General features: G+C 28.9%; 26 protein-coding genes and 1 riboswitch. Of the genes, 24 read left to right on the top strand and 2 right to left on the bottom strand.

Features of this window, described 5'->3' with window-relative positions; translation table 11 throughout:
- Nucleotides 1-190 precede the first annotated feature (190 nt).
- The 8 genes from megL (at nucleotide 191) to arcC (ending at nucleotide 7,927) form a co-directional block, all read left to right on the top strand.
- Nucleotides 191-1,387: a methionine gamma-lyase gene (gene megL, locus CKV72_RS10815; protein WP_089867058.1), complete on the top strand. Its 1,197-nt coding sequence runs from the start codon at nucleotides 191-193 to the stop codon at nucleotides 1,385-1,387.
- Between the two features lie 72 nt (nucleotides 1,388-1,459).
- The gene (locus tag CKV72_RS10810) at nucleotides 1,460-2,818 is read left to right on the top strand and encodes a Na+/H+ antiporter NhaC family protein (protein WP_089867061.1); all 1,359 of its coding nucleotides are present in this window, start codon (nucleotides 1,460-1,462) and stop codon (nucleotides 2,816-2,818) included.
- A 24-nt stretch (nucleotides 2,819-2,842) separates the two neighbouring features.
- Nucleotides 2,843-3,427 (top strand): 2-oxoacid:acceptor oxidoreductase family protein, encoded by a 585-nt coding sequence (locus CKV72_RS10805; protein WP_095178264.1) that lies wholly within the window; start codon nucleotides 2,843-2,845, stop codon nucleotides 3,425-3,427.
- Nucleotides 3,420-3,719 carry a 4Fe-4S binding protein gene (locus CKV72_RS10800; RefSeq protein WP_089867066.1) on the top strand — a complete coding sequence of 100 codons (300 nt, stop codon included), beginning with the start codon at nucleotides 3,420-3,422 and terminating at the stop codon, nucleotides 3,717-3,719. The genes CKV72_RS10805 and CKV72_RS10800 overlap by 8 nt, the downstream gene beginning before the upstream one ends.
- Before the next feature lie 15 nt (nucleotides 3,720-3,734).
- Complete coding sequence (porA, locus tag CKV72_RS10795) at nucleotides 3,735-4,925, top strand: pyruvate ferredoxin oxidoreductase (RefSeq protein WP_089867068.1); 1,191 nt, start codon at nucleotides 3,735-3,737, stop codon at nucleotides 4,923-4,925.
- Nucleotides 4,926-4,936: 11 nt separating this feature from the next.
- Nucleotides 4,937-5,887: a thiamine pyrophosphate-dependent enzyme gene (locus CKV72_RS10790; RefSeq protein WP_095178263.1), complete on the top strand. Its 951-nt coding sequence runs from the start codon at nucleotides 4,937-4,939 to the stop codon at nucleotides 5,885-5,887.
- Nucleotides 5,888-5,986: 99 nt separating this feature from the next.
- Nucleotides 5,987-6,826 carry an MBL fold metallo-hydrolase gene (locus CKV72_RS10785; RefSeq protein WP_095178262.1) on the top strand — a complete coding sequence of 280 codons (840 nt, stop codon included), beginning with the start codon at nucleotides 5,987-5,989 and terminating at the stop codon, nucleotides 6,824-6,826.
- 153 nt (nucleotides 6,827-6,979) lie between these two features.
- Entirely contained in the window at nucleotides 6,980-7,927 is a 948-nt protein-coding gene (arcC, locus tag CKV72_RS10780) for a carbamate kinase (RefSeq protein ID WP_095178261.1), read from the top strand.
- A 40-nt stretch (nucleotides 7,928-7,967) separates the two neighbouring features.
- Here the strand turns inward: arcC and CKV72_RS10775 are convergent, their stop codons facing one another.
- Entirely contained in the window at nucleotides 7,968-8,237 is a 270-nt protein-coding gene (locus tag CKV72_RS10775; protein WP_089867080.1) for an ATP cone domain-containing protein, read from the bottom strand.
- Nucleotides 8,238-9,138: 901 nt separating this feature from the next.
- Here CKV72_RS10775 and CKV72_RS12555 point away from each other — a divergent pair.
- Complete coding sequence (locus CKV72_RS12555; RefSeq protein ID WP_257451109.1) at nucleotides 9,139-9,261, top strand: hypothetical protein; 123 nt, start codon at nucleotides 9,139-9,141, stop codon at nucleotides 9,259-9,261.
- A 143-nt stretch (nucleotides 9,262-9,404) separates the two neighbouring features.
- A complete protein-coding gene (locus CKV72_RS10770; RefSeq protein ID WP_238021360.1) occupies nucleotides 9,405-10,196 on the top strand; it encodes a YihY/virulence factor BrkB family protein in 792 nt (263 codons plus the stop codon).
- Between the two features lie 11 nt (nucleotides 10,197-10,207).
- On the opposite strand, the gene CKV72_RS10765 is transcribed toward CKV72_RS10770, so the two are convergent.
- Nucleotides 10,208-11,509, bottom strand: a complete 1,302-nt coding sequence (locus CKV72_RS10765; protein ID WP_095178260.1) for an FAD-dependent oxidoreductase — start codon at nucleotides 11,507-11,509, stop codon at nucleotides 10,208-10,210.
- 163 nt (nucleotides 11,510-11,672) lie between these two features.
- Nucleotides 11,673-11,775: riboswitch (SAM riboswitch) on the top strand.
- Nucleotides 11,776-11,847: 72 nt separating this feature from the next.
- On the opposite strand from CKV72_RS10765, the gene CKV72_RS10760 reads away from it, so the two are divergent.
- From CKV72_RS10760 to CKV72_RS10695, 14 genes are all read left to right on the top strand, one after another.
- Nucleotides 11,848-13,167, top strand: coding sequence for a Na+/H+ antiporter NhaC family protein (locus CKV72_RS10760; protein WP_089867949.1), 1,320 nt, complete (start codon nucleotides 11,848-11,850; stop codon nucleotides 13,165-13,167).
- A 54-nt stretch (nucleotides 13,168-13,221) separates the two neighbouring features.
- Nucleotides 13,222-13,677, top strand: a complete 456-nt coding sequence (locus CKV72_RS10755; RefSeq protein WP_089867946.1) for a COG2426 family protein — start codon at nucleotides 13,222-13,224, stop codon at nucleotides 13,675-13,677.
- A gap of 232 nt (nucleotides 13,678-13,909) precedes the next feature.
- Nucleotides 13,910-14,263 carry a DUF6514 family protein gene (locus CKV72_RS10750; protein ID WP_089867943.1) on the top strand — a complete coding sequence of 118 codons (354 nt, stop codon included), beginning with the start codon at nucleotides 13,910-13,912 and terminating at the stop codon, nucleotides 14,261-14,263.
- Between the two features lie 57 nt (nucleotides 14,264-14,320).
- Nucleotides 14,321-14,704: a holo-ACP synthase gene (gene acpS, locus CKV72_RS10745; RefSeq protein ID WP_089867940.1), complete on the top strand. Its 384-nt coding sequence runs from the start codon at nucleotides 14,321-14,323 to the stop codon at nucleotides 14,702-14,704.
- Nucleotides 14,701-16,194: an NAD(P)H-hydrate dehydratase gene (locus CKV72_RS10740; protein WP_095178259.1), complete on the top strand. Its 1,494-nt coding sequence runs from the start codon at nucleotides 14,701-14,703 to the stop codon at nucleotides 16,192-16,194. The genes acpS and CKV72_RS10740 overlap by 4 nt, the downstream gene beginning before the upstream one ends.
- Nucleotides 16,195-16,285: 91 nt before the next feature.
- A complete protein-coding gene (locus CKV72_RS10735) occupies nucleotides 16,286-16,894 on the top strand; it encodes a germination lipoprotein GerS-related protein (RefSeq protein ID WP_095178258.1) in 609 nt (202 codons plus the stop codon).
- Nucleotides 16,895-16,912: 18 nt separating this feature from the next.
- On the top strand, nucleotides 16,913-18,076 hold the full coding sequence (gene alr / locus CKV72_RS10730; RefSeq protein ID WP_095178257.1) for an alanine racemase: 1,164 nt from the start codon (nucleotides 16,913-16,915) through the stop codon (nucleotides 18,074-18,076).
- 107 nt (nucleotides 18,077-18,183) lie between these two features.
- Entirely contained in the window at nucleotides 18,184-18,504 is a 321-nt protein-coding gene (locus tag CKV72_RS10725) for a CopG family ribbon-helix-helix protein (RefSeq protein ID WP_095178256.1), read from the top strand.
- Nucleotides 18,464-18,820 carry a type II toxin-antitoxin system PemK/MazF family toxin gene (locus CKV72_RS10720; RefSeq protein WP_095178255.1) on the top strand — a complete coding sequence of 119 codons (357 nt, stop codon included), beginning with the start codon at nucleotides 18,464-18,466 and terminating at the stop codon, nucleotides 18,818-18,820. Before CKV72_RS10725 ends, CKV72_RS10720 begins: the two co-directional genes overlap by 41 nt.
- A gap of 51 nt (nucleotides 18,821-18,871) precedes the next feature.
- Complete coding sequence (locus tag CKV72_RS10715; RefSeq protein ID WP_095178254.1) at nucleotides 18,872-19,726, top strand: YitT family protein; 855 nt, start codon at nucleotides 18,872-18,874, stop codon at nucleotides 19,724-19,726.
- Nucleotides 19,727-19,908: 182 nt separating this feature from the next.
- Nucleotides 19,909-20,595, top strand: coding sequence for a cell division ATP-binding protein FtsE (ftsE, locus tag CKV72_RS10710; protein WP_095178253.1), 687 nt, complete (start codon nucleotides 19,909-19,911; stop codon nucleotides 20,593-20,595).
- The gene (gene ftsX, locus CKV72_RS10705) at nucleotides 20,585-21,475 is read left to right on the top strand and encodes a permease-like cell division protein FtsX (RefSeq protein WP_095178252.1); all 891 of its coding nucleotides are present in this window, start codon (nucleotides 20,585-20,587) and stop codon (nucleotides 21,473-21,475) included. Before ftsE ends, ftsX begins: the two co-directional genes overlap by 11 nt.
- Nucleotides 21,476-21,627: 152 nt before the next feature.
- Nucleotides 21,628-22,827 (top strand): S41 family peptidase, encoded by a 1,200-nt coding sequence (locus tag CKV72_RS10700; protein ID WP_089863294.1) that lies wholly within the window; start codon nucleotides 21,628-21,630, stop codon nucleotides 22,825-22,827.
- Between the two features lie 18 nt (nucleotides 22,828-22,845).
- A complete protein-coding gene (locus CKV72_RS10695; RefSeq protein ID WP_095178251.1) occupies nucleotides 22,846-24,156 on the top strand; it encodes a PDZ domain-containing protein in 1,311 nt (436 codons plus the stop codon).
- Nucleotides 24,157-24,158: the final 2 nt, after the last annotated feature.

Genomic DNA, 24,158 nt, shown 5'->3' with positions numbered 1-24,158 from the left:
TTTTAATAACCAGACAATTCTGAAAAAGTGGTTTAATTATTTACAAATACAATATTAGTATACTTAATAATAAAATGTATACCCTTGTAGCTCTATGATTTGTATCTATAATTATAATTCTAAAAAAGAGTTGGAATGGTTATTGCTATATATATTAGTAAACAAATATATAATTAGGGGGATATGTTTTATGAATATGAATAATGTTGGTTTTGGTACTAAAGCAATACATGGAGGACACAAAAAAGATGAGCAATATGGATCACTTGCTACACCTATATTTCAAACTTCAACATTTATATTTGATTCAGCAGAACAAGGAGGAAAAAGATTTGCAGGACAAGAAGAGGGATATATATACTCAAGATTAGGAAATCCAACAGTTGCAGAAGCAGAAGATAAAATAGCTTTATTAGAAGGCGGAGAAGCAGCAGTAGCAGCAGCTTCAGGAATGGGAGCTATATCATCAGCTTTATGGACAGCATTAAAGGCAGGAGACCATGTAGTTGCATCAGACACACTTTATGGCTGTACATTTGCACTATTAAATCATGGACTTCCAAAGTTTGGAGTAGAAGTTACTTTTGTAGATATTGCTAATTTAGAAGAAGTTAAAAAAGCTATGAAACCTAATACAAGAGTAGTTTATTTAGAAACACCAGCAAATCCAACTTTAAAGGTTACAGATATTGAAGCTGTAGCAAAGATAGCTCATGAAGTTAAGGATTGTATGGTTTTCGTAGATAATACATTTAATACTCCATATATACAAAGACCACTAGAGCACGGAGCAGATGTAGTTGTACATTCAGCAACTAAGTACTTAAATGGACATGGTGACGTTGTAGCTGGTTTTGCAATAGGAAGTAAAGAATTTATAGGGGATATTAAAGTATCAGGATTAAAGGATATGACCGGTGCAGTTCTAAGTCCAATTAATGCTTTCCTAATTATAAGAGGAATGAAAACGCTAGAGATTAGAATGAATAAACATTGTGAAAATGCAATGAAAGTAGCAGAATTTTTAGAAAGCCATCCAGCAGTTGAGAAAGTGTACTATCCAGGATTAAAGAGCTTTGAATATCATGAATTAGCTAAAAAACAAATGGATTTACCAGGAGCTATGATATCCTTTGAAGTAAAAGGTGGAGTAGAAGAAGGAAGAACTATAATGAACAATGTTAAATTAGCAAGCTTAGCAGTAAGCTTAGGAGATACAGAAACATTAATTCAACATCCTGCATCTATGACTCACTCACCATACACTAAAGAAGAAAGAGAAGCAGCTGGAATTAGTGACGGTTTAGTTAGATTATCCGTTGGACTTGAAACAGCTGAAGATATAATTGCAGACTTAAAACAAGCTTTAGACTTAATTGTTAAATGATAGGGTTATAAAAATTGAATATATGGGGCGAATGGGGAGTAAGTATTCGCCCCCATTTTAAGGGGGATAAAAATGAATAGTAATTCAGTAAAAGCAAGTGGGAAGGCCTTAATTCCGTTTTTGGTGTTTGTTGCTATTTATCTTGGCAGTGGAGTTATATTACAAGCACAGGGTGTAGAAATGGCTTTTTATCAGTTACCCGCTCCAGTAGCTATATTTTGTGGAATAATTAGTGCATTTTTTATATTAAAAGGTAGCATAAACGAAAAGTTTGATTCTCTTATAGAAGGTTGTGGGAATAAAGACATAATAATAATGTGTACAATCTATCTATTAGCTGGTGGATTTGCTGCAGTATCTAAAGCTATGGGAGGAGTAGATTCTACTGTAAATCTAGGTTTAACTTTTATTCCACCTCAATATATAACCGTTGGATTGTTTGTAATAACAGCTTTTATTTCAATATCTACAGGAACTTCAGTAGGTTCAATAGTTGCTGTAGGACCAATAGCTGTAGGACTTGCGGAAAAATCTGGCCTTGCTATGCCCCTAGTATTAGCAGCTGTAATGGGAGGAGCTATGTTTGGTGATAACTTATCTGTAATATCTGATACAACTATTGCAGCAACTAGAACTCAAGGTTGTGAAATGAAAGATAAGTTTAGAATAAACATTTTTATAGCCGCTCCTGCTGCAATTATTACAATAATACTTTTACTGATATTAGGAAGACCTGAAGTGACACCATCTGCGCAAATCTATGATTACAATATAATAAAAGTTCTACCGTATTTATTTGTTTTAATATTAGCCATTATAGGAATAAATGTTTTTGTAGTTTTAACAGGTGGCATAATTTTATCTGGAGCTATAGGTATGATTTATAGAGAATTTACATTGATAGGTTTTACACAAGAAATATTTAATGGATTTTCAGGAATGATAGATATTTTCCTTTTATCCATGTTTACAGGTGGACTTGCTCATATGATAACTAAGGCAGGAGGAATAGAATTCTTATTACAAAAAATAAAAAAAATGGTTAAAAGTAAAAAATCTGCAGAGTTAGGTATAGGTATACTAGTTGGACTTACAGATGCTGCTGTTGCTAACAATACTGTTGCTATTATCATAAATGGACCTATAGCAAAAGAGATGTGTAATGAATATAGAGTAGATCCTAGAAGAAGTGCGGCTATGCTAGATATTTTTTCATGTATAATGCAGGGTATTATACCATATGGAGCTCAAATGTTGATATTATTAAGTTTCACTAAAGGTACAGTTACACCATTTCAAGTAATACCTTTATTATGGTATCAACAATTATTAGGTTTATCAGCTATAGTTTCTATGTTTATTCCATTTGCAGATGGATTAATAAAAAAAGAGCTATGGAATTGGGAAAATGAAGAAGGAATAGATGCTTAACTAATTACGAAGGGGAGATAATTAATGAATAAAAAACTAATGGAAATTAGATGGCATGGGAGAGGAGGACAAGGTGCCAAAACTGCATCGTTATTATTAGCTGAAGCAGCATTTAATGCTGGAATGTATATTCAAGGCTTTCCGGAATATGGTCCAGAAAGAATGGGAGCACCTATAACAGCTTATAATAGAATTGCCAATTTCCCTCTAAGGGTTCATAGCAATATTTATGAGCCAGATTATGTAGTTGTAGTAGATGAAACTCTACTTAAAACAGGAGTTTGTACAAAAGGTCTAAAAAAAGAAGGTGGTATTATTGTAAATACCAAAAAGAGTCCAGAAGATATAAGAAAAGAACTAGATGGATATGAAGGAAAAGTATATACAATAAATGCAAGAAAGATATCAGAAGAGGCTTTAGGAGCATATTTTCCTAATACTCCTATGTTGGGAGCAATAGTAAAGGTTACAAATATTATAGATGAGAATAAATTTTTTAATGATATGGAAGGATCTTTTAAACATAAATTTGAAAAAAAACCTCATTTTATACCTAAAAACATGGAAGCATTAAAAAGAGGTATGCAGGAGGTGTGCGGAATTGAGTAATAAAATGAATGTAAACCCCAATACACCATGGGATAAAGTTCCTAGGGGCGGTGCTATTTTAGCAGGAGGAAATGCTGTAGAATTTAATACTGGAGACTGGCGCGTAATGAAGCCAATTTGGCATGAGGATAAATGTAAACATTGTATGTTCTGTTGGGCAGTGTGTCCTGATATGTCAATTATAGTAGAGAACGAAAAAGTAATTGGTTTTGATTATGACCATTGCAAAGGTTGTGGAGTTTGTGTAGAACAATGTAACTTTGATGCATTAGAACTAGTAGAGGAAGAATAGGAGGTATTTGTAAACATGTTAAAGGATAATCAGATAAGAAAGAGTTTGAGTGGTAACGAAGCAGTATCTATAGCTATGAGACAAATAGAGCCTGATGTGGTAGCAGCTTTTCCAATAACTCCATCCACAGAAGTACCTCAATATTTTTCAACATTTGTAGCTGAAGGAAAGTGTAATACGGAGTTTGTACCTGTAGAGTCAGAACATAGTGCTATGAGTGCTTGTATAGGAGCATCATCTGCAGGTGCTAGGGTAATGACTGCAACATCTTCAAATGGATTAGGCTTAATGTGGGAAATGCTTCATATAGCTTCGGGAGATAGATGTCCTATAATACTTGCATTAGTTAATAGAGCTATGTCACCACCTCTTAATATACACAATGATCATTCAGATTCTATGGGTGCTAGAGATACTGGATGGATACAGGTATATTCCGAAAATACTCAGGAAGCTTATGATAATTTTATACAAATTGTTAAAGTTGCAGAAAATGAGAAAGTTATGGTACCAGCTATGGTCTGTTATGATGGATTTATAACTAGCCATGCTGTTGAAAATGTAACTTTGTTAGAGGACAATGTAGTTAAAAATTTTGTGGGAGAAAATAAAAGAGCCAATGATGGACTTTTAGGGAAAGATAGTATAGCGGTGGGCCCAATGGTTTTAACGGATTTTTATATGGAAATGAAAAGAAGTCAACTTCAAGGGTTATTAAATGCAAAAGAAGTTTTACTTGAAGTTAGTAAAGAATACGAAGAATTAACTGGAAGAAAGTATGGTTTATTTGAAGAATATAGACTTTCAGATGCTGATATAGCTATGGTTATTGCAGGATCATCAGCAGGAACGGGCAAGAAAGTTGTAGATGATCTTAGGGAAAAAGGTATTAAAGCGGGATTACTAAAAATAAGATTATTTAGACCTTTCCCAGGTAGAGAAATAGCTAAAGCATTAAAAAATGTAAAAGCCATAGCAGTAATGGATAAGTCAGAAGGTTTATCTGGAAATGGAGGGCCTATTTTTACAGATATATCAGCAGCAGTATATGGAGAGCTAAAAGATGCAATTCTAACTAGCTATATATATGGACTAGGTGGAAGAGATGTTAGAGTTGAGGATTTAGAAAAGGTATTTATGAATTTGAAGAAATCTATAGAAACAGGAAATTATGATAAATATAATTATTTATCAGTAAGAGAATAGGAGGGACACATATGGCAACATTAAAAGAATTAACACATATACCAGATAGAATAACAAGTGGACATAGAATGTGTGCAGGTTGTGGGGCGCCTATGGTAGTGAAGTGGGTTATGAAAGCTGTAAAACCAGAAGATAAAGTAGTAGTAGCTAATGCTACAGGATGTTTAGAAGTTTCAACTACTTTATATCCTTATTCTGCATGGAAAGATTCATTTATTCATACAGCCTTTGAGAGTGCAGCTGCAACAATAAGTGGAGTAGAAGCTGCTTACAAGAATTTAAAGGGTAAAGGTAAAATAAAGGATAATTATAAATTTATAGCTTTTGGTGGAGACGGAGGAACTTATGATATAGGATTTCAGTCTTTATCTGGTGCTATGGAGAGAGGACATGATATGCTTTATGTTTGTTATGATAATGGAGCATATATGAATACAGGTATACAAAGATCCTCAGCAACACCAGCAGGAGCAGATACTACTACAAGTCCAAAGGGCAAAAAAACCTCTGGTAAAGTACAGTTTAGTAAGGATTTAACTATGATAATGACATCACATAACTTACCATATGTGGCTCAGACAGTTCCTGCAATACCAGGAACTAAATATATATTAGATCTTTACAATAAAGCTAATAGAGCTATAAATGAATTTAAAGGAGCTAAATTTATAAATGTAATAGCACCATGTCCAAGAGGATGGAGATGTGATACAGCAACAGAATTAGATACAATAAAATTAGCTGTTGAAACTTGCTACTGGCCATTATATGAAGTTATCAATGGGGAATTTAAGTTGAATTATAAACCCAAAGATAAATTACCTATAGAAGAGTGGCTTAAGGTTCAAGGAAGATTTTCTCACTTACTTAAATCTGAAGAAGGAAGAAAGAAAGTAGAAGAAATTCAAAAAGAAATAGATAGAAGATGGGAAAAATTATTATTTCTTTGTGGAGAAAAGTAAATATAAGTAAAGAAGGTTGAATTTTCAGCCTTCTTTTATTTTTGCAAAGTTTTGTTATGTTATAATTATTTAAATAAAGTTTAAAAGTGGGGTGGAAAAATGAAAGTAGTTACATTGATTGAAAATACATCAAAAGATAATGACTTATTTAAAGAACATGGCTTAAGTTTATACATAGAAAAAGGCAACAAAAAGATATTAATGGATATTGGGAAATCTAACAAAGTTATAGAAAACGCTAAAAAATTAAATGTAGATATTGAGGACATAGATATGGTTATTTTATCCCATGGACATTATGATCATGGAGGAGGCCTTTTAGATTTTTTAAAAATAAATCGTAAAGCAAAAGTATATTTAAAGAAAGAAACAAAACAAGATATGTATTCTTGTTATGGAGAAAATAAAAGATATATAGGTTTAGATAAATCAATATTTGAAGATTATAACCATAGATTGATTTTTATAGATAAGTTTACAGAAATTTATAAAGATGTCTTTATTATAACGGATATAAAAAAAGAGGACACTATGCCACAGGAAAATCAGAGTTTATACATAAAAAATGGTGAAACCTATGAAAATGATAATTTTCAACATGAACTTATATTAGCTATAAGAGAAGAAGAGGGTATAGTAATTTTTACAGGTTGTGCTCATAGTGGAATATTAAATATGATAAAAACTGTAAAAAAGATTTTCCAAGAAGAAAAAATAAAAGCTATAGTAGGGGGATTTCATCTTATGATAATGTCATTAGATAGAAATGTTTCTTATGATAATCAACAAATAAAGCGCATAGCTGAAAAGATATTAGAAGAGGATATAGAAAAAGTATATACAGGTCATTGTACTGGAGAACAAGGGTATATATATTTAAAAACAATATTGGAAGATAAAATAGATTACATTTATACAGGTAAAAAAATATATTTATAGAACAAGTAGGATTCACCTAAAATTAAAAAAATTAGATGAATTTTAAAATATTAGTTGCAAAGTATCATAAGTATAATTAAAATAGAAAAAGAGAAAATTTAAGAAGCAGACTTAAAAGGTGGACCCGTTAATATTAATAAAAGGGGGAGAACTATGAATAAAAAAACCATAGTAGTAGCATTAGGAGGAAATGCTATATTACAACCAGGACAATTTGCATCTTATGAAAATCAATTAAATAATGTTAAAATTAGTTGTGAAGTATTAGCAAAACTTGTGAAACAGGGACATAGATTAATAATTACCCATGGCAATGGACCTCAAGTAGGTAATATAATAAGACAAAATGAAGAAGCTGCATCTGTAATACCGCCAATGCCTATGGATGTGTGTAGTGCTGAAAGTCAAGGATTTATTGGTTATATGATACAACAATCTATGATGAACGAACTTATAAACTTAGGAGTAGAAACACCAGTGGTTACATTTGTAACTAGAGTAGAAGTAGATGAAAAAGATAGTGCTTTTGAAAATCCAACTAAGCCAATAGGTATGTTTTATAGTGAAGACCAAGCTAAAGAATTAATGAGAGAAAAACAATGGATACTAAAATCAGATGCTAATAGAGGATGGAGAAGAGTAGTTCCTTCACCTAATCCTGTAAGTATAGTTGAAAAAAAATCTATAAAGAAGCTTATAGAAGAAGGAAATATAGTTATAGCTTGTGGTGGTGGGGGAATACCTGTTGTAAAATGTGAAGATGGTACATATAAAGGGGTAGAGGCAGTAATAGATAAAGACAGAAGTGGTTGTAAATTAGCTGAACAAGCAGAAGCAGATATGTTTATAATATTAACAGATGTAGAAAATGCATGTATAAATTATGGAAAAGAAGATCAAAAAGCTTTAGGAAAAGTCTCGGTAGAAGAATTAGAGGGATATATAGAAAATGGTGAATTCAGCAAAGGAAGTATGCTTCCAAAAGTTGAGTCTGCTGTAGAATTTGTTAAAAAAACAAATGGAATTTCAATTATATGTGCTTTAGATAAAGCAGAATTAGCTATAGAAGGAAAGGCAGGAACTATAGTAAAAAAATCCTGAAACAATAAGGTCTAAGATTTTAAAGTCTTAGACCTTATTATTATATTGCTATGGAATAATCTGTATATCTTCTTGCCACTTCTCTAAAGCCATTCTTTTTTAAACATTCTGTTGTAACACCAAATACTGTGTAGCTAGAGACAATTTCTTCATTAATAGATAAAAGTATATTTATTATGCATTTAGTTAATAAATTCAGATCAGATTCATTTAAAGGTGTATTTATTTCATTAGAAGCATTTATCATGCTATTTCTCAGTTTATTAATATCAAACTTTTCTTTACGTCCATCTTTTTTTAATATATACACTGAAAGCCCTCCTTTTTAAATATGTTTATATAGTATTCTATCATAAAATGTATGGATATTATATAGGTTTGCTTCGCAACATAAAAAAATTACGATGTAATTTTTTTAACAGAGGACAGAGGACAATTGACATAGGACAATGAAGGAAGATTTTCTTCCGCCTTGCTACAGAAAATCTTTAATTTTATAATATAATTGAAAATTGAAAGTTGAAAATTGAAAATGATAGATATTTTTTCTTCATTGTCATTACGAAAAAATTTTAATTTTATAAAACCTGATGAGATTTAAAATAAATTAATCTTTATATAATAATTTATTTTAATTATTTGCTATTAATCTAGCGACTGTGTCGTAAGCCGATAGGCTGCCGTTGATTAATGAATAATGAACAGGGAACAATGAATAATTATTGAGGATTTTTTTCACTTTGTTACAAAAAATCTTTGATTATATGAACTTTTATATGAGCTAAAGCGATGTTTAGCTTTGCTAAACGAGCCATCAATAAAAATGTCAATTTAGATATAATTGAAAATGGAAATTGGAGAATGGAGAATTACGGATATTTTAGATTTGTCTAATATAAAAAAGGTTTATCTTTAGCTAAACCTAAAGATCTTATAAAATTAAAAACTTTTCGTAATGTTAATGGAGAAAAGTTGTCAATCATTTTCCACTTTCCATTCTCCATTTTCAATTATAACTAATAAGATTAAAGATTTTCTGACGTAAGGAAGAAAATCATCCTTCATTGTCCTCTGTCAATTGTCCTCTATAAAAATTTTATGACGCAAAATTTTTATTTTAAGAATTTATTAAGATTAGATTTATATAATTGTAACTTTTATGTATTATTATATAAAATATAAACAATAATAATATGTAAAGGTGATGGGGTATGTTAAAGAAGCTTTCAAACATTGTTCTTTTGATAATATTAATAACTATGCTAGGTATGACAGTACCTAAAATAATAGAAAATAGTTTTTCTGCTATAAGTCAGCAAAGTATGATAAAATAATAATAGTTTTAGCTAGAGTCTAATCATAAGTAAAGTTTACTTATGATTTTTTATTTATTTAAATTGTTTAGGAAGTGAGGCTTTTGAAAGACAGAGTAAAAGATAGAGTAACTGTAGATAAAAAAAATATAATAAATAAGATTATGGAAGATGAGGTACCAGCTTTAGCATCACAGTTATCTTATAGTTTATTATTGTCATTTTTCCCATTTTTGATTTTTTTAATGACATTATTAGGATTTAGTTCTATAGATAATGAATATATTTTATTAGAATTAAAAAGTATATTGCCTAATAGCGCGTATGAATTAGTATATAATACGGTTATAGAAGTATTAAGTACAAGAGATAGTAACTTATTATCTTTTAGTATTATATTTACGGTTTGGACAGCATCTACTGGATTTAGAGCAGTTATAAAGGGAATAAACAAAGCTTATGATGAAAAAGAAAAGAGATCATTGCCTAAAGTATTTTTAATATCCATATTAAGCACTTTGAGTTTAGGCTTTCTAATAATAATTACTGTGCTTTTTCTAGTATTTGGTCAACTAATTGGATTATATTTATTGGAAAAATTTAAGATGGGTAGTTTATTTTATTTAACATGGAATATTATTAGATACATAATAATATTGATATCTTTAATAATAATTTTTGCTTTAATATATAAGTTTATTCCAAGTAGAAAATTAAAGTGGAAAGAAGTTATGCCTGGAGCTATATTTGCTACAGTTGGATGGCTTTTATCCTCATTTATTTTTTCATACTATGTAAATAATTTTGCAAATTATTCTAGAGTATATGGAAGTATTGGAGCAGTTATAGTTCTTATGGTATGGTTATATTTAACTTCTATTATTATAATTTTAGGTGGAGAATTAAATGCATTCATATCTATTCATGAAAGTATTAAAATAAGGGCTAGAAAGTAGCCCTTATATATTTATTTAATTATATTATCTATGGAAGTTTTATTTTTAATTTGTTCAACTAATTTACCTGATGAAGATATATCACCTAGCAAAGTAGCACCAACTAGTATGTCTTTTTCAAAAAATAATTTTTTATATGTGTTATTTTGAGGATTTTCATAGGTTATACTAACCATATTATCAGAACAATTACCACAAGCAAACATCTTAGTGTTCATAGCTCTGAAAATAACAGCAGAAACAAAGTCTTTAAATGTTAAGTTATCTCCAGCAGCATTAGCGCCAGCAACTTTACCCATTTGAACTGCAGCAGGCCAGTTCCCATAATTTCTACCATTAAATTCAGCTATATCACCGCAAGCGTAAATATCGTTGATATTTGTTTCCATTTTTTCATTTACTATTACAGCGTTATTAGTTGATAACCCGCAGTTTTCTGCTAATTCTTTATTAGCTCTTATGCCAACTGAAAATATAACCATATCAGTTTTTATTTCTTTACCGCTTTTTAATTTAATAGATTTTACAGAAGCATCTCCTAAAATTTCAACAAGAGAATCATCTAGAATCATATTCACATTAGATTTTTCAATAGATTTTTGAAAAATTTTACTGGCCTTTTCATCTAGCTGACGTGGAAGCAATCTGTTAAAGAACTCCACAACGGAAACATCTAGACCTATGTTTTTTAATTCCCAAGCAGCTTCTAGTCCTAGTAATCCCCCACCAATGACGGTAGCATGTTTAGCTTTTTTAGCATAGTTTTTAATATTTTCAGCATCTTTTAGATTTCTTAATGTAAATACTCCATCGTTATTTGTACCTTTAATAGGTGGAATAAAATTATGTCCACCGTTGGCTAATATTAATTTATCATAGTTTAATATTTTGCTATTAGATAATATTACTTTTTTATCAATAGGATTAATATCAGTAACAGCAGTATTCAAAATGAGATTTATATTTTTTTCTTTAAACCAATTTTCCTTAGATAAATAAAAGTTAGATGGCAAATTTTCTTTGCTTAAGTATTCTGATAGTAGTGGCCTGTAATAACTATTTGTATTTTCTTTAGATATTATAGTGATATTACAGTTCTCATTTCTATTTCTTATGGAATCTGCAGCATAAAATCCAGCTGCACCATTTCCTATAATTACAAAATTTAATTTTGAATCATCTGCAAAATTGTTTGAACTTACTATCACTTCTTCAAAGTCATCAGAAGATGCACCGCATACAGGACAAGGATTAGGTGGTGTATCGCCATCAAATATAACACCACAAACTAAGCATTTCCATTTTTTATACATAACAACACCTCGAATATGAAAAAAGTTATTAGTTAATGATAATTATATATTAATAATATGTGTATATCAATGTATATTGTTAATATATAAATAATTAAACAATAATTATATATTGCTTGTACAGCTATAATGTGATAAAATGAATTTTGAATTTAATAATGGATTCTTATCAAGAGAGGTGGAGGGACTGGCCCTATGAAACCCGGCAACCAAAAATAATTATTTTAAGGTGCCAATTCCAGCAGGTAAAACCTGATAGATAAGAGATGGAGAAATGTAAACTTCTTGCTTTTATCTGCAAGAAGTTTTTTTATAATTAAAGTTGGGAGGATTTATATATGAAAAATAAATTACAAGGTAACGCCATTGCTTTGTTACCGTTACTTATATTTATAGCATTATATGCAGGCATGGCAATAATTTCTAAGGACTTCTATTCTATATCCGTAATAGTACCATTTTTGATTTCAGCTATTGTAGCTATAGGAATGAATAGAAAAGAATCTTTAAATAAAAAAATAGAAATATTTTGCAAAGGTGCAGGCAATAGTGAAATAATTTTAATGTGTGTAATATTTATTTTAGCAGGAGCTTTTGCAGAGGTAGCTAAAGACATGGGAGCGGTGGAGTCAACTGTAAATCTAGGATTAAATATTTTACCTAGCAATATATTGATAGCTGGTGTATTTATAATATCTTGTTTTATAGCCTTATCTATAGGAACATCAGTGGGAACCATTGTCGCACTTTCACCAATGGCAGTAGGCATTGCAGAAAAGATAAATATACCTGTAGCTTTAGTAATTGGAGCAGTTGTAGGTGGAGCTATGTTTGGAGATAATCTTTCTATGATATCAGACACAACTATAGCAGCTACAAGAACTCAAGGATGTGAACTTAAAGATAAATTCAAAGCTAATTTTTTTATAGTTTTGCCAGCAGCTATAATAACAACAATTATTTTCGCGTTAGTTACATTAGGAACTCATGGTGTATTAAAAGAAACCTATGACTACAATATAATTAAAGTATTGCCATATTTATTAGTGTTAATTTCGGCACTATTAGGGGTAAACGTATTATTAATATTAGTAGCAGGATTATTTCTTTCTTCTATGATAGGCTTAGTTTATGGAGCATTTGATGTAGTAGGGTTATGCAAATCTATATCAAATGGAATTAGTGGAATGTCAGAATTAATTATAGTTTCGCTAATTATAGCAGGGATTGTAGAAATTATAAAATTTAATGGAGGAATAGAATTTTTATTAAATTTTATAAAAGGAAAGATTAAAAGTAGAAAAGGTGCAGAATTTAGCATAGCGTTATTAGTTACTTTAGTAGATATATGTACTGCTAATAATACTATAGCTATTGTAACAGCAGGACCGTTAGCAAAAGACATATCAAAAGAATATAATATAGAACCTCAAAAATCAGCTAGTTTACTTGATACATTTTCTTGTTTTTCTCAGGGTGTTATACCTTATGGTGCGCAACTTTTAGCAGCTTCTACTCTAGCTAATATATCACCATTTGCCATTATGAAATATTTATATTATCCTTATTTAATGGTTATATTTGCTTTATTGTCAATAATATTAGGATTACCTAGATTTAAAACTGTAGATAAAGCTAGTACTGTAAAAAGCTATTGATTATAATATAGGTTAGAGTATAATAAAAAATAAAACAAATGAAGGAGAAAATCAATGGAGTTATTAACAGTATTTTTAATGTCAGCGGTACCCATAGTAGAACAGAGAGGTGCTATACCTATGGGTATATTTGCTTATAATATGAATCCAATATTAGTGCTTATAGTAAGTTTCATAGGCAGTCTTTTACCGGTACCTTTTATATTATTGCTTTTTAATAGCATATTTAAATGGATGAAGAAATATAAAATATTTGAACCCTTAAATAATATTATTGAAAATAAAATTCAAAAAAACACCGGAAAATTAGAAAAGTATAAAGAAATTGGATTAATTATATTTGTTGGAATTCCATTACCGACAACAGGGTTATGGACAGGCAGTGCTGTAGCAGCTTTTATGGGATTGGATTTTAAAAAGTCATTTTTTTGTGCTATGATAGGGGGATTAATTTCTGCCATTGTAATTACAGCTGCATGTATAGTTTTTCCCGCATTTATTCCACATTAGGAATAATCTTTATATAACTTTTAACAAAGAAATTTTTAATTCGACAGTGAAATTGTAATTAAATACAAGTTATTTCCACAAGTAGTAAATACCATTAGCCTTTATAAAGTTTTTAAGTATTTCATGTCATAATATAAATATAAAATAAAAAGAATGATTATCATGAAGTGACAAGTTTTTTTAGAGTATAGTGTTAATATGATATTAAAGTTAGGATTTAGGGGGGTATAATATGGTAGTTGTGGAAGATTTAAAAAAGGTTTATAAAGAAGGTGAATTAGAGCACAATTACTTTTACAGAATGACAAAAGGCAATATATATTTAAGTGGCTATAAGAATCCTATAGAATTGCAATCATATGGCATAGAAATCGAAAGACAAGATATAATTAAAGGTAGTATAATAAATATAGAAAGAGATTATGTTAAAAATATAAGTTGTCAAAGATATAAGGTACATAAATTGTTAAAATTATTATACGACAATTTTGTATCACCAATCCATTTAATAGATATAATAGGAGAGTATATAGATAACTATATAGAAGACTTTGACAACGAATTAAAAGAAATTGCTATGAATTAAAAGAGGTGAGAACCTCTTTTTTATTTACATATTTAGATACTGGAAGAGGTGTAATAAGTGATAATAGGTATAGGAGTAGATATTATAGAGATAAATAGAGTTAAAAATGCCATAAAAAGAAATGAAAAATTTATAGAAAAAATATTTAGCGAAGAAGAAATTAAATATTTAAAGAAAAAAGATTTTAAATATGAATCTATAGCAGGAAAATTTGCAGCAAAAGAAGCAATAGTAAAAGCTTTAGGAACTGGATTTAGGAATATGAAAATAAAAGATATAGAAATTACAAATAACGAACTAGGAAAACCTTTAGTAGAATTAAAGGGAGGAGCATTGGAAATAATTAAAGATTATAAAAATATTAGAATTCATTTAAGTATATCTCATAGTAGAGATAATGCCATAGCTTATTCAATAATAGAGGGGGAAAGTGTAAGATGATAATAGGAGATTCACTTACAACAAAAAAAATAGATAAATATTCTATAAATAATCTTGGCATACCTGGAATTGTTTTGATGGAGAACGCTGCAGTAAAGATACTAAATCATTTAGATTTAAATAAAAATGAATCTTTCCTTATTGTAGCTGGAAAAGGAAATAATGGAGGAGATGCTTTTGCACTAGCAAGACATTTATTAACTTATGGGAAAAAAATAGAAGTGTTTTTAGTAGGCGGAGAAAAAGGATTGAGTAAAGACTGTTATATGAATTATAATATTTTGAAAAATTTAGATGTAAACATAAATTTAATTGAAACTATGGATGATATAGAAGAATTAAGAAGTAGTATAAAAAAAAGTGATATGGTTATAGAAGGTATATTTGGTACAGGACTTACAAGAAAAGTTGAAGGAATTTATGATAGTGTTATATCAATAATAAACGAAAATAGTGATTATACAGTATCTATAGATGTGCCATCAGGATTAAATTGTAATACTGGTGAAGTATTGGGAAACTGTATAATTGCTAGAAAAACTATAACTCTAATGACTTATAAAAGAGGTTTTTTAAATTATAATGCAGATAACTATATTGGAGAAATAATTGTAGAAAATATAGGGGTACCGTATAATTCAGTAAAAAATATGTCTAATAATGAATTTATTCTACAAGAAGAATATGTAAGAAAAAATTTAAAAATAAGAAATAAATATGGACATAAAGGTGATTATGGAAGAGCTTTAGTAGTTGCAGGTTCTCAAGGATTTACTGGAGCAGCTTATTTATGTACAGAAGCTACAGTAAAAAGTGGAGCTGGTCTTGTAACCTTAGCTACGCATGAGAATATTGGACATATATTAAGTTGCAAATTAAATGAAGCTATGACATCATCTGTAGAGGATAAAATTAGATTTTATGAATTACTTAAAAATAGTAATAGTGTAGCTATAGGACCAGGGTTAGGTAATAATGATGATACATTACAGTTATTAAAAGAGGTAATAGAAAGAAGTAATTGTCCAATAGTTATAGATGCAGATGGAATAAATTGTTTAAAGGGTAATTTACAGTTAATAAAAAATACTAAAAATCCTATAATATTAACACCTCATCCAGGAGAAATGTCTAGATTAACAGGAATGTCTATTAAAGATATAAATAAAAACAGAATTGATATTGCCAAAGGTTTTGCAAGGGAAAATCAAGTGATTATACTATTAAAGGGCTATAATACAGTAATAACAGATGGATATAAAACTTTTGTTAATTCAACTGGAAATAGTGCTATGGCATCAGGGGGAATGGGGGATATATTAACAGGAATAATAGCATCCTTTTTAGCCCAAGGTTATAACCCATTAGAATCAGCTTCAATAGCAGCTTTTTTGCATGGCTATTGTGGAGATAAACTTTCTCAAAATATGCACAGTGTAAGTGCTAGTGAAGTGCTAAGAATATTCCCTTATGTAATGAAAAACTTTTAAGTCAATTAATAAAAATTAATATATAAGAATATTAATAAGATAATAGTAATAATATTAATAGTGATTAACAATTATCATCTTGGAGGAATTTATGAGAAAATCATTAATAATATTTACTATTATCTTTTTTTATTCTACATCTTTTTTTTATGGCTGTAATATAAAAAAATATAATAGTGAAGATAGCTTGGATGTTATAAGAAATCTTAAAAGTTATAGTTGTGATTGTATTATAAAATTTAAAAATGAAAATGGTTTAATAGAGTATAATTTAAAACAACACTATAAAAAAGGTGTTGGAACTATTATAGAATTAGATAAAGATAGGATTTTTTTGTATAAAAATGATAAAATATATGTGAAAGATTTAAAAAATAAGTCAAAATATAAATTAGAAAAGGATTTTGATGAAGTTTTTAAATTAAGTATATTAGGTGATTTTATAGGTTTGATGTATACAAATGAAGATATTAATATAAATGAAAAAACAATAAGTGGAATAGATTATGATGTAGTATCTTTATTTATTCCTGGAGTAAATAGAAATATAAAAAAAGGACAGCTATATATAGATAAAAAAGGCAAATATCCAGAACAATTAAAAATATTTGATGAAAGGGGTAAGGAAAGAATAATAGTACAATATAGAAATTTTCAAGGAAATATAGAAATTGAAGATAAACTATTTAACATAGACTAATGAAGAAGGTGGAAATAGATGTTTAAACATTTAAGACCTGTATGGGCAGAAATAGATCTAGACAAATTAGCTTATAATATGCAACAAATTAAAAATCTGTGTAAAAGTAAAGAGATTATAGCGGTAGTGAAAGCTGATGCTTATGGTCATGGAGCATTAGATATTGCCCCAATTTTATTAGAAAGTGGAGCTACTAGATTAGCAGTTGCAGTATTAAATGAAGGAATAGAACTTAGAAGAGGTGGAATAGATGCACCTATAATGGTATTAGGATTTACTCCTGATAGTTTAATTGAAACTGCATTAAGATATAATATAGAACAAACTGTATATAGCTATGAAATAGCAAAACAGATATCTGATGTTGCTAGAAAGTCTAATATGTTAGCTAAAATTCATATAGCTTTAGATACAGGTATGGGTAGAATAGGTTTTTTGCCTAGTAAAGAAAGTATAGAAGAAATTAGTAGATTAAGTAAATTACCTAATATACAAATAGAAGGAATTTTTTCTCATTTTGCATCTGCAGATGAAAAAGATAAAACTTATACTAAACTACAATTTAATAAATTTCTTTGGGTTTGTAATAATTTACAAGAAAGGGGGATAGATATAAAAGTAAGACATATTGCAAATAGTGCTGCCATTATAGATATGCCAGAATTACATTTAGAAGGGGTAAGGCCTGGTATTATAATGTATGGATATTATCCATCTAGTGAAGTTAATAAGGAAAGACTAGATCTAAAACCAGTTATGTCTTTAAAAACTACTATAGTCCATATTAAAAATATGGAAAAGGGGAAGTATATAAGTTATGGAAGAGAATTTAAAACAGAAAAGGAAAGCATAATAGCAACTTTACCAGTAGGATATGCAGATGGATATAATAGATCCTTATATAATAAAGGGGGAAAAGTTATATTAAAAGAACAGTTAGCTCCATTAGCAGGAAGAGTATGTATGGATCAGTGCATGATAGATGTAAGTCACATAAAAGATGTGAAAATAGGAGATGAAGTAATCCTTATGGGAGAAGATAAGGGCATAAAAATGACAGCAGAAGAAATAGGAAATTTATTAGGAACAATTAATTATGAAGTAACCTGTATGATAAGTAAGAGGGTGCCTAGAGTATATATAAGGAATGGAAATATAGTTGGAATAAGAAATTATGTATAAATATTAATAATTCTACAAAATAATAAAATCCTTTTGACAAATTACTTGCATTGAGAGTATAATTGTTCTGTACATATTTTTGTATAGTTATAGGAGGTATTATTTAGATGGCAGGTTCAAAAAGGATAGGGTTAAACCTCTCAGAAACACTAAATAATGAATTTAATAAAACACTTAAAGAAGATTCTAAAAAAAGAAGTGAATTTATTCGAGAACTTATAATATTATATATAGAAGAGAAAAAAAAGCTAAGAGAAATAGAACAAATGAAAAAAGGTTACCTTGAAATGGGTAAATTAAATTTAGAAATTGCAGAGGTAGGCTTTGCAAGTGATATTAATAATTTAAAAGAATATGAAGCGAAGCTTTCGGAGAGTGATTGGTCCGATGACAACGATAGTGAAAAGAGGAGATATATATTATGCTAGTTTAAGCCCTGTTGTTGGTTCGGAACAAGGGGGCATACGTCCTGTCATTATAATACAAAATGATGTGGGAAACAGATATAGCCCTACAGTTATAGTAGCGGCCATAACATCGCAGATAAATAAAGCTAAGTTACCAACCCATGTTGAAATTTCTTCAGAGGAATATGGGTTAAATAAAGATTCAGTAGTTCTTTTAGAACAAATAAGAACTTTAGATAAACGAAGATTAAAAGAAAAAATTGGTCGTATGACCAATGGAGATATGCGGAAAGTGGATGAGGCACTTTTAATTAGTATAGGATTAAAAGAAAAGTAAGGGGTTCCCCTTACTTTTCTTTGTATAAAGAAAGAGCTGGAGGAACAATTTATGAAAAGAAAAAAAGAATATATTCTTATTACAATTGGAACTATATTTGTAGCTTTAGCCACTAAGTTTTTTTTAGCACCTAATAGAATTGCAGCGGGTGGTGTTATAGGATTAGCTATAATAATAAATAAATTTATACCATATCTTAATTTAGGGTTTTTATCTTTATTAATGAATATAATATTATTCATAGTAGCAATTATATGTATAGGTGGAAAATTTGGAGGTAAAACAATATATACTAGTTTGAGTTTATCGTTATTTATAGCCCTTTTAGATATTGTATTACCAGCTCAAAAAGCACTAACCAATGATTTATTTCTAGCTACGATTTTTGGAGTTGCAATATCTGGTGTAGGAATGGGAATAGTATTTAATCAAAATGCATCTACAGGTGGAACGGATATAATAGCAAAAATAATAAATAAATTCTTTCATTTGCCTATAGGAAAGTCTTTATTAATAGTAGATTTTTTAATTACTATCTTTTCTGCTCTTTCCTTTGGAATTGAAGTAGGTATGTATTCACTTTTTGGTGTAATATTAAATGGATTTGTAATAGATACAATAATAGATGGAATTGATGTATGCAAGCAAGTACTAATTATAAGTAATAAAAATGATTTAATTAGCCAGTACATAATAGAAAAATTAGAGAGAGGATGCACAATTATAGAAGGAAAAGGTGGATATACAAAAGAAAAAACATACATATTATATTCTGTTTTAAATAGAGGAGAGTTTATTAAACTTAAAGAGTATATAAAAACAATAGACAGCAGAGCTTTTATCACCGTAGGAGAAGTAAGAGAGGTTTTAGGAGAAGGATTTGGAGAGCTATTAAATGAAGATTAAATCATATCCAAAAAGATTGCAAATAAAGCAATCTTTTTTCATTTTCTTGTAAAAATTCATAAATTTAATAATAAGTTAATACAAATTAATTGTAAAATTGATTATTTATTATGCTATAATATCATTAGTGTTTAGAAAGTTAAAAAATTTTATCTAGTTATGTAAAAAGAAGGGAGATACAAATGATAGAATTTAAAAATGTTAGCAAAATATATAATAATAACGTATTTGCGCTATCGAATATTAATGTATCTATAGACAAAGGAGAATTTGTTTTCTTAGTTGGTCCAAGTGGAGCAGGAAAATCCACATTTATAAAAACTTTATTAAAAGAAGTTGAACCAACTAGTGGAACTGTAATAGTTAATAATATAGATGTAACTAATTTAAAAAGAAAAGATGTCCCTTATTATAGAAGAAAGATAGGAGTTGTATTTCAAGACTTTAGGCTTATACCTAGTTTAAATGTTTATGAAAATGTAGCTTTTGCTATGAGAGTCATTGAAACACCTGTCAGAGATATAAGGAAAAAGGTCCCAATGGTTTTATCTATGGTTGGTTTGTCTACAAAATATAAGGCTTTCCCTCATGAACTATCAGGAGGAGAACAACAAAGGGTATCTTTAGCAAGGGCTATAGTAAATAATCCAGCTTTATTAATAGCAGACGAGCCTACTGGAAACTTAGATCCAGATACTACATGGGAGATTATGGACATATTAAATGATATAAATCGTGCAGGTACCACAATATTAATGGCTACTCATGCTAAAGAAATTGTTAATAGTATGAGAAAAAGAGTTATAGCTTTAGAAAAGGGTGTTATTTCAAGGGACGAACAGAGAGGTGCATACGGGTATGAAGATTAGTAGTATAAAGTATTTTATATCAGATTCACTAAAAAGTATAAGAAGAAATAAAACTATAAGTCTTGCTTCAGCAGCTACAGTTGCAGCTACATTGTTTATACTTGGTGTATTTATGTTATCAGCATTAAATGTAAAGCAGGTAATAAAGAATGTGGAGTCTAAAGTAGAGATAACTGTATTTTTAAGAGATGATATAACCATTGGTCAACAAAAAGAATTAGAAACTAAAATAAATGCTATAGATAAAATCGTAGATGTTAGATATGAAAGTAAAGAAGAGGCAGTAAAAAAGTTTGAAGAGCAATTAGGTGAAGAGAATAAGGATTTAGTAAAAGGGCTAGAAAAAGAAAATCCTTTACCAAGTTCATTTATATTAAAAGTAAAAGATCCAGAAATGGTAACTGATGTGGTTGATGAAATAAAGGATTTAAATGGAATTGAAAAAATACGTGAGGGAAAGAAAACAGTTGAAAAAATTGTATCTGTTACAAAGACGATAAAATGGGTAGGTATGATATTGTTTATTATACTTATAGGTGTATCTTTATTTTTAATAGGAAATACAATAAAAATAACTGTATATTCAAGAAGAAGAGAAATAGGTATTATGAAATACATAGGAGCTACAGACTGGTTTATTAGATGGCCGTTTGTTATAGAAGGGGGATTAATTGGAATAACAGGAGCTATAATTGGATTTTTGGTTCTTTACTATTTATATAATGCTATATACCCTAAAATGGCTAAAGCATTATACTTAGTAGATTTTATAAATCCATCATATATATTAACATCAATATCATGGCAATTTATTTTAGCAGGTATTTTAATAGGGACCGTAGGAAGTATATTATCCATAAGAAAATTCTTAGCAGTTTAATTTGTTAATAACATTTAGATATTATAAAACACCTTACATGAAAGTAAGGTGTTTTATAAATATTTTATATGTACATATAAATATTTATAAAAAGTAAGAATATATTTATACTATATACAGAAGGTGTATGATATATAAGAAGGAGTGATAAAGTGAATAAGAAAAAATGGATAGGATGGACTATAGCATTATTATTAATTACAAATACTTTAACATATTTGGGAAGTAACATTATACCATTAGCTATGCCTAATGGTAATGTAGTAGTTAGTAAACAAGATTATAATAATCTAGTGCAATTTAATAAATTATTTCAAATTAAAGATATAATATATGAACGATATGATGGAGAAATAAACGAAAAAGACTTAGAAGAGGGTGCTATAAAAGGATTAGCTAATTCATTAAAAGATCCATATACTGTATTTATGACAAAAAAAGAATATGATGATTTTAATACTCAAACAGAAGGTAATTACAGTGGAGTAGGAATACAAGTTCAAGCAAAAAATGATAAAATAATTATAGTAGATATTTTTGAGGAATCACCTGCTAGAAAGGCAGGAGTACTTCCTAAGGATGAAATAGAGAAGGTAAATGATATACCAGTAAGTGGAAGTGAGTTAGATAAGGCCGTATCTCTTATGAAGGGAATAGAGGGAACAGAAGTAAAACTTACATTGTATAGGCAAGATAAAGGAAATTTTGATGTGACTTTAAAAAGAGCAAAGATAAACTTAAAAACTGTAGCTGGACAAATGATAGATGAAAATACAGCACTTATACAGGTAACAATGTTTGATGAAAACACAGCTAAAAATTTTAAAAGCGAATTAGATAAATTAAAGTCTCAAGGTATGAAGGGATTAATTTTAGATTTAAGAGGTAACCCAGGGGGAATATTAGATGAATGTGTAGATATGGTATCTAATTTTGTTCCTAGAGGAAAAACTATTGTTTCAACAATTGATAAATATAAATCAGAGCAAAAATATAAATCTAAAGGTGGAAATTATGTAGGATTACCATTGGTAGTTCTTACTAATGAAGGTAGTGCTAGTGCATCCGAAATATTTGTAGGAGCAATAAGAGATTATAAAATAGGAACCTTGGTTGGAGAAAAGACCTTTGGAAAAGGAGTGGTTCAAACTCTATATGAAACAGGTGAAGGAACAGCATTAAAAATAACAATTTCAAAATATTATACTCCGAATGGGGAAAATATACACAAAAAAGGAATAAAACCAGATGTTGAAGTAAAGTATCCTGAAGAACTACTTAAAAAACCTTATAGTAGAGAAGAAGATCCGCAATTTAAGAAAGCCTTGGAGATAGTAAAAGAAAAGATATAGAAGGGAATTTAAATTAATATGAATATTTTAATGTACACTTTAAGATCAATTGCTTATATGTTAACAGATATGTATTCATTATTACTTTTATTATTGCTAGGAGTGATACTTTATACTAAAAATATAAAAACTGTTTTAATGCAAAAGACTGTATTAGGGGATGAAGTAAACTCCCCTTTTGAACTTACTATATCTCAAATAGTAATTGGGATTTTTGGTGGAGTTTTAGCAAGTATAATTATGGCTTATTTTGGGGTTATATTTTATGAAACTTCAGGAATATATGTATTATTTTTAATATCTATACTTTTGATGAGTTGGAAGCCTAGAAAAATTTGTTTTTCATATTCTGCAGCTATATTAGGAATACTTAGTATGCTAAATTCTTATGCAGCATCATTTATGGGGATGAAAAAAATAAAATTTTTGGACATAAATATCCCCTCAATGATTGCTTTAGTTGCAATATTACATATAGTAGAAGGATTATTAGTTATGGTAGATGGAAGTAGGGGAGCTATACCTATTTTTTCAAAAAAAGGAGAAAACATAATTGGAGGATTTGCACTAAGAAGACTTTGGCCTTTACCTATAGCCTTTTTTATATTGTTAAATTCGATAGACATTTTAAGTATAGAAAATGGAAGCCCTATGCCAAATTGGTGGCCTATATTAAATACGTCTATACCAGAAAAAATACTTATGAATTCTGTTGTTGCATTGGTATCCTTTTATGGAGTTTTAGGCTATAATAGTATAACTTTCACAAAGAGTAAAGAAAAGAAAGCATTAAGTTCAGGAATATTTATTATGACATATGGATTAGCTATGCTTTTATTTGCGCAAATATCACATAAAAATATGTTAATTAAAATTATCTCCATAATATCTATGCCTATTTTTCATGAAATTATGCTAATAATACAGCAATATATGGAAGTAAAAAAAGAGCCTAAGTACATAAGTAATGGTGAAGGAATTATGGTTTTAGATGTGGCACCTAATTCTTTAGCAGAAAATATGGGAATAGAAAGTGGAGATTTATTATTAGAAATAAATAATGAATATATAAAAACTGAATTGGATATAAAAGAAATAATTAATAGAAAAATTATAGATACTATAAAAATAAAAGTTAAAAAAAATAATGGAAATGTAAAGGAACTTTTAAAAGAAAATGTATATGGAGTTAATAAATTAGGAGCAATTTTAATACCTAAGACTATAAATGAAGATAAGCAATTACTTGATTCTGTAGGACAGTCCTTTACAGAAATATTAGAAAAAATAAAAGAAAAGAAAGATGATTTTAAAGATGGTGATGAATAATT

This window comes from Clostridium cochlearium (assembly GCF_900187165.1).
Lineage (GTDB): Bacteria > Bacillota > Clostridia > Clostridiales > Clostridiaceae > Clostridium_G > Clostridium_G cochlearium.
This window is presented reverse-complemented; position numbering and strand designations above follow the sequence as displayed.

Bases quoted from the DNA above. Each gene is read 5' to 3' on its own strand.
- CKV72_RS10785 (WP_095178262.1), top strand. From the start codon at position 5,987: ATGAAAGTAGTTACATTGATTGAAAATACATCAAAAGATAATGACTTA.
- megL (WP_089867058.1), top strand. From the start codon at position 191: ATGAATATGAATAATGTTGGTTTTGGTACTAAAGCAATACATGGAGGA.
- CKV72_RS10740 (WP_095178259.1), top strand. From the start codon at position 14,701: ATGATAATAGGAGATTCACTTACAACAAAAAAAATAGATAAATATTCT.
- CKV72_RS10715 (WP_095178254.1), top strand. From the start codon at position 18,872: ATGAAAAGAAAAAAAGAATATATTCTTATTACAATTGGAACTATATTT.
- CKV72_RS12555 (WP_257451109.1), top strand. From the start codon at position 9,139: ATGTTAAAGAAGCTTTCAAACATTGTTCTTTTGATAATATTAATAACT.
- CKV72_RS10790 (WP_095178263.1), top strand. From the start codon at position 4,937: ATGGCAACATTAAAAGAATTAACACATATACCAGATAGAATAACAAGT.
- CKV72_RS10725 (WP_095178256.1), top strand. From the start codon at position 18,184: ATGGCAGGTTCAAAAAGGATAGGGTTAAACCTCTCAGAAACACTAAAT.
- CKV72_RS10755 (WP_089867946.1), top strand. From the start codon at position 13,222: ATGGAGTTATTAACAGTATTTTTAATGTCAGCGGTACCCATAGTAGAA.
- CKV72_RS10810 (WP_089867061.1), top strand. From the start codon at position 1,460: ATGAATAGTAATTCAGTAAAAGCAAGTGGGAAGGCCTTAATTCCGTTT.
- CKV72_RS10695 (WP_095178251.1), top strand. From the start codon at position 22,846: ATGAATATTTTAATGTACACTTTAAGATCAATTGCTTATATGTTAACA.
- CKV72_RS10805 (WP_095178264.1), top strand. From the start codon at position 2,843: ATGAATAAAAAACTAATGGAAATTAGATGGCATGGGAGAGGAGGACAA.
- CKV72_RS10770 (WP_238021360.1), top strand. From the start codon at position 9,405: ATGGAAGATGAGGTACCAGCTTTAGCATCACAGTTATCTTATAGTTTA.
- ftsX (WP_095178252.1), top strand. From the start codon at position 20,585: ATGAAGATTAGTAGTATAAAGTATTTTATATCAGATTCACTAAAAAGT.
- CKV72_RS10720 (WP_095178255.1), top strand. From the start codon at position 18,464: ATGACAACGATAGTGAAAAGAGGAGATATATATTATGCTAGTTTAAGC.
- alr (WP_095178257.1), top strand. From the start codon at position 16,913: ATGTTTAAACATTTAAGACCTGTATGGGCAGAAATAGATCTAGACAAA.
- ftsE (WP_095178253.1), top strand. From the start codon at position 19,909: ATGATAGAATTTAAAAATGTTAGCAAAATATATAATAATAACGTATTT.
- CKV72_RS10765 (WP_095178260.1), bottom strand. From the start codon at position 11,509: ATGTATAAAAAATGGAAATGCTTAGTTTGTGGTGTTATATTTGATGGC.
- CKV72_RS10750 (WP_089867943.1), top strand. From the start codon at position 13,910: ATGGTAGTTGTGGAAGATTTAAAAAAGGTTTATAAAGAAGGTGAATTA.
- porA (WP_089867068.1), top strand. From the start codon at position 3,735: ATGTTAAAGGATAATCAGATAAGAAAGAGTTTGAGTGGTAACGAAGCA.
- arcC (WP_095178261.1), top strand. From the start codon at position 6,980: ATGAATAAAAAAACCATAGTAGTAGCATTAGGAGGAAATGCTATATTA.
- CKV72_RS10760 (WP_089867949.1), top strand. From the start codon at position 11,848: ATGAAAAATAAATTACAAGGTAACGCCATTGCTTTGTTACCGTTACTT.
- CKV72_RS10735 (WP_095178258.1), top strand. From the start codon at position 16,286: ATGAGAAAATCATTAATAATATTTACTATTATCTTTTTTTATTCTACA.